We start from the raw sequence: 4,656 nt of genomic DNA, 5'->3' as shown, positions 1-4,656 counted from the left end.
CGAAGATTTCCAGCTTCACCGAAAAGGCGAAGCTGTCGGCGGTGATGCTGATGAAATTTGCCAGAGGCGAGTTTGATGCGCGGGAAGCCAGAGCGCTCGCGAGCGCCCTCAAGGGACAGGGATAAGCGGCCATGTTGATGGTGCGTTCAGCGCGCAGCGCCGATCATTCGTCGTTCACGGCGCTCGCCGCTTCTGCCGGTACGGGCTTCACCAGCCTTGCTGTCAGTGCTGATGCGCTGGCCGAAAAGCTCAGCCGGTCCGAACAGGCCTTTGCCGGCCAGATCGATGACCGCTCAGATGCCGCCTACCAGCTCATGCTGGAAGACACAGAGACCGGCAAGGTGCTGGGCACGGCTGCCGTAAAGGCTGCTGTCGGGATCAAGAAGCCGTATTTCGACTTCAAGATCATGACCTTCGCGCAAGCCTCGCGCGAGGCGAACCGCCGCTTCGACATGGAAGCGATGATGCTGGTCAATGATTTTGCCGGCTGCACCGAAGTCGGCTCGCTCTTCGTGTCGGATGCCGCGCGCGGCCGGGGCGCCGGACGGCTGATGGCACAGTCCCGGTATCTGCTGATTGGCGCGGACCGTTCGCGTTTTGGGAGCCGTGTGGTTGCCGAGCTTCGCGGCGTGGTCGACGAGCACGGCGAGTCTGTCTTCTTCAACCATGTGACCCGCCCCTTCTTCCGCATGACGTTTGATGAGGCCGACCGGATGAGCGCCTCGACAGACAACCAGTTCATTCTCGATCTCATGCCGACCCACCCGATCTATGTCGATCATCTGCCACCAGCGGTGCGCGAGGTGATGGGCCGCACGCACGCGCAAGGCGTGAACGCGCGCAAGCTCCTCGAATGGGAAGGGTATGAGTATCATCGCTATGTCGACATCTTCGATGGCGGGCCGCTTATGGACTGCCCGGTGGAGCGTATCCGCACCTTGAGCGAGAGCCGGGTGATGACGGTCGGAACAGGGCAGGGCGAGAGGGTCGAGGCGATGGTTTCCACCGACCGTCTGGAGGATTTCCGCCTCGTGCGCTGCGACGTGGCGCTCGATGGCGAGATCCTGGTGCTGGGCGATGATGCCCGCCGCGCGCTCGGCCTGACCAAGGGTGATGCAGCAAGAGTATGGGTGAATTCATGACCGCGAAGAGCCTCCATATCGCCGGAAACTGGCAGGACGGGCAGGGCAGTGCCTTTGCCTCTGCCAACCCGGCGACAGGCGAAACGGTGTGGAGCGGTTCAAGCGCATCACCACAAGACGTGCGTGCCGCCTTCGCGGCAGCCAGATCGGCTTTTCCGGCCTGGGCGCTGGGCGGTTTTGAAGCCCGCAAGGCGATTGTCGAACGCTTCGGCGCACTGATCACGCAGCGCAAGGACGATTTTGCCACGCTCATCGCGCGTGAAACCGGAAAGCCTCTCTGGGAAGCGCAGGGCGAGGCAGCCGCGATGATCGGCAAGATCGCCATATCGGTGCGCGCCCGCGAGGAACGGGCCGGACGCCGTGTCGAGACGGCTGATTTCGGTGAGGCAGTACTCGACCACAAGCCGGTGGGCGTCCTGTTCGTGCTCGGCCCGTACAATTTCCCCGGCCATCTGCCGAACGGGCATATCGTGCCTGCGCTGCTAGCCGGCAATACGCTGGTCTTCAAGCCGTCAGAACTGACACCTGCTACCGGCGCTCTGATTGTGGAGTGCTGGGCCGAGGCCGGCCTTCCCGCAGGCGTTCTGAACCTCGTACAGGGTGCGCGCGAGACCGGCGCGGCAGCGCTCGATGACCCGGATCTCGACGGCGTGCTCTTTACCGGTTCGTGGGCGACGGGTTCTTTCATTCACAGGAAGTTCGCTGGCCGCACGGGCATCCAGCTCGCACTGGAAATGGGCGGCAATAATCCGCTCGTCGTGTGGGACGCGAAGAATGCTGACGCCGCAGCCCGTATCGCCATTCTTTCCGCCTATATCAGTGCCGGTCAGCGCTGTTCGTGCGCACGCCGCCTCATCGTGCCTGAGGGCCAGGCCGGCGACGCAGTGATCACTGCGATCACGGACATGGCCGCCCGACTGCCGATTGGCGCATGGGATGCCAGCCCGGAACCCTTCATGGGGCCACTGGTCACATCCCATGCCGTAGACGCGGTGCTCAAGGCTCAGGATCATCTGGCCGCTCTTGGCGGCAAGGTGCTGCTGAAGGCGCGCCGGCTCGAACAGGGCCCCGCCTTCGTCAGTCCTGCACTGATCGAGACGACGGGCATCGACACCCCCGACGAAGAGGTGTTCGGACCCCTTTTGCAGGTCCGGCGCGTGGCGGGTTTCGAGGACGCGCTGACCGAGGCAAACAATACAGCCTACGGCCTCGCCGCCGGGCTGGTCAGTGATGACGAGGCATTGTGGAAGCGCTTCTGGGCGGGGTCACGCGCGGGTATCGTCAACTGGAACCGTCCGACCACCGGGGCGGCGTCCTCCATGCCGTTTGGTGGTCCCGGTCAGTCCGGCAATCTGCGCCCCAGCGCCTATTACGCCGCCGACTATTGTGCCTGGCCGGTCGCCACGCAGGCCGCGCCCATCCTTGAATCCCTGCCCGTGAAAGGCCTTTGAGGCCATGAGTGCCATCGAAGCCAATTTCGACGGTCTGGTCGGCCCGACGCATAATTATGCCGGGCTCTCTGAAGGTAATCTCGCGAGCGCGAAAAATGCCGGAAACACGGCTGCGCCGCGCGCCGGGGTCCTGGAAGGTCTCGCCAAGGCCAAGCGCCTTGCCGATGCGGGGCTGGTGCAAGGCTTCCTGCCGCCGCAGGAACGCCCTTTCATTCCCGGCCTGCGGGCGCTGGGCTTTACCGGCTCTGACCGCGAGGTCTGGGAAAACGCTTTTCGCAAGGCGCCGGTTCTGGCGCGCAACATGGCGTCCGCCAGTGCGATGTGGGCGGCCAATGCCGCTACGGTTTCGCCCAGCGCCGACACAGCCGATGGCCGCCTGCACATGAGTGCGGCGAACCTTCTCTCCACGCTGCACCGATCGATAGAGGGCCCGCAGACGGCGCAGGCTCTTCGCGCGATTTTCCCTGGCCCGGACCATTTCGCCATCCACGACCCGCTACCCTTCCAGTCGGCCTATGCCGATGAGGGCGCGGCCAACCATGTACGCTTGTGCGCCGAGCATGGCGCGCCGGGTGTGGAGCTTTTCGTCTACGGGCGCGACGCGTTCGAGACCTGGGATGCACGCTTTCCCGCGCGCCAGACGCGTCAGGCCTGCGAGGCACTTGCCCGCCGGCACGGGCTGGACCCCGACACGGTCGTCATCGCGCGCCAGTCACGCGCGGCTATCGAGGCAGGGGCCTTCCACAATGATGTTGTGTGCGTTGGTAACGGCCCGGTCCTGTTCTTCCACGAGCTCGCTTTCGAGGATACCGAAGGCACGCTCGATGCCATCCGTTCGGCGGCCAAGGGCCTGTTTGACCCGGTGTTTGTCGAGGTGCCGGACGCCGAAGTGCCCATCGGGGATGCCATCTCCAGCTACCTCTTCAATTCCCAGCTCCTGAGCTGGCCGGATGAGGACCGCATGGTCCTGCTGGCCCCCATGGAGACAGCCGAGACTGCGTCCACCAAGGCGTATTGCGAAAAGCTGGTGGCCGGTAACGGGCCGATTGGCCGCGTCGAACATGCCGATGTCCGCCAGTCCATGCGCAACGGGGGAGGGCCTGCCTGCCTGCGGCTGCGCGTGGTGCTGACCGAGGCAGAGCGCGCGGCCGTCAATCCCGGCGTGATTCTTGATGACCGGCTTTTCGCCGCACTGACGGACTGGGCCAAGACGCACTATCGCGAAAGCCTGAGCCCTGCCGACCTTGCCGATCCCGATCTTGTTGATGAGAGCCGCGTGGCACTGGATGCTCTGACGCGCATCATGGATCTCGGCGGCGACTTCTACGATTTCCAGAGAGGCTGACTGCGCGCCAGCGCTCGCCCGTCAGGTTAAATCTTGGCAAGGATCGAAATCGCCCCTGTTCAGTTCCCATGGCCGGGATAAGCTCTCTGCCATGAAGACGTTAAGCGCCCTGCTGATTTCTGTACCGCTCGTGACCCTCGCTCATGCGGGCACGGCATCGGCGCACGATGACGCCGCGCCTGCCGGCCTCTTCGAGCGCGCGCTTGAGGCCGTGCAGCTCCATGGCGAAGCGGTGAGCGAGGTTTGCGGTTTTGCCTTGCAGCAGGGCGGCGAGGACGGGCGCACCTTGCGCTTCGCCGAAGAGGCAGGCGCGCCGCGCTGGTACGATAGCAATAGTCAAAGCGTTGATGCCTCCGAGGCCAATCTTCCCGAAGACGGACGCCGGATGATTCAGGTTCCCCCCGATCGCGTGCTGCAGACACGCGAGGCGCCTGTTTTCATCGGCTGGCAGGACGGGCTCGCCGTCTATCGGCTCAGACCGCCTACACTGACCGTTTCGGGCGGCGGCTTTACGTTTGATATTGCAGACAACGTACATGCCGATGTCGGGATCGATCCGCAAACGGCCACGGTGCGGTTCCGCGAGGTGCGGGCACCGGAAAGCTTCCGCCCCAATGCCATCGTGCGCATTCGTGGTTATGAAACCCGCATCGACATGGCACCGGCCTGGCCGGATGGTCCGGTTGTGATTACCTCGCAGCGCTACGAGATCGCCGCC

The 4,656-nt window shown here is 64.3% G+C and carries 4 protein-coding genes; all 4 read left to right on the top strand.

Annotated features, from left to right (window positions below; translation table 11 throughout):
* Nucleotides 1-131: 131 nt before the first annotated feature.
* A complete protein-coding gene (locus tag ACTS2Z_RS12315) occupies nucleotides 132-1,142 on the top strand; it encodes an arginine N-succinyltransferase (RefSeq protein WP_442573507.1) in 1,011 nt (336 codons plus the stop codon).
* The gene (astD, locus tag ACTS2Z_RS12310) at nucleotides 1,139-2,593 is read left to right on the top strand and encodes a succinylglutamate-semialdehyde dehydrogenase (protein ID WP_442573506.1); all 1,455 of its coding nucleotides are present in this window, start codon (nucleotides 1,139-1,141) and stop codon (nucleotides 2,591-2,593) included. The genes ACTS2Z_RS12315 and astD overlap by 4 nt, the downstream gene beginning before the upstream one ends.
* Before the next feature lie 4 nt (nucleotides 2,594-2,597).
* Nucleotides 2,598-3,938, top strand: coding sequence for an N-succinylarginine dihydrolase (gene astB / locus ACTS2Z_RS12305; RefSeq protein WP_442573505.1), 1,341 nt, complete (start codon nucleotides 2,598-2,600; stop codon nucleotides 3,936-3,938).
* Nucleotides 3,939-4,029: 91 nt separating this feature from the next.
* A partial coding sequence (locus ACTS2Z_RS12300) for a hypothetical protein (RefSeq protein ID WP_442573504.1) occupies nucleotides 4,030-4,656 on the top strand: 627 nt, incomplete at its 3' end.

The sequence above is a fragment of the Glycocaulis sp. genome, from assembly GCF_052168375.1.
Lineage (GTDB): Bacteria > Pseudomonadota > Alphaproteobacteria > Caulobacterales > Maricaulaceae > Glycocaulis.
This window is presented reverse-complemented; position numbering and strand designations above follow the sequence as displayed.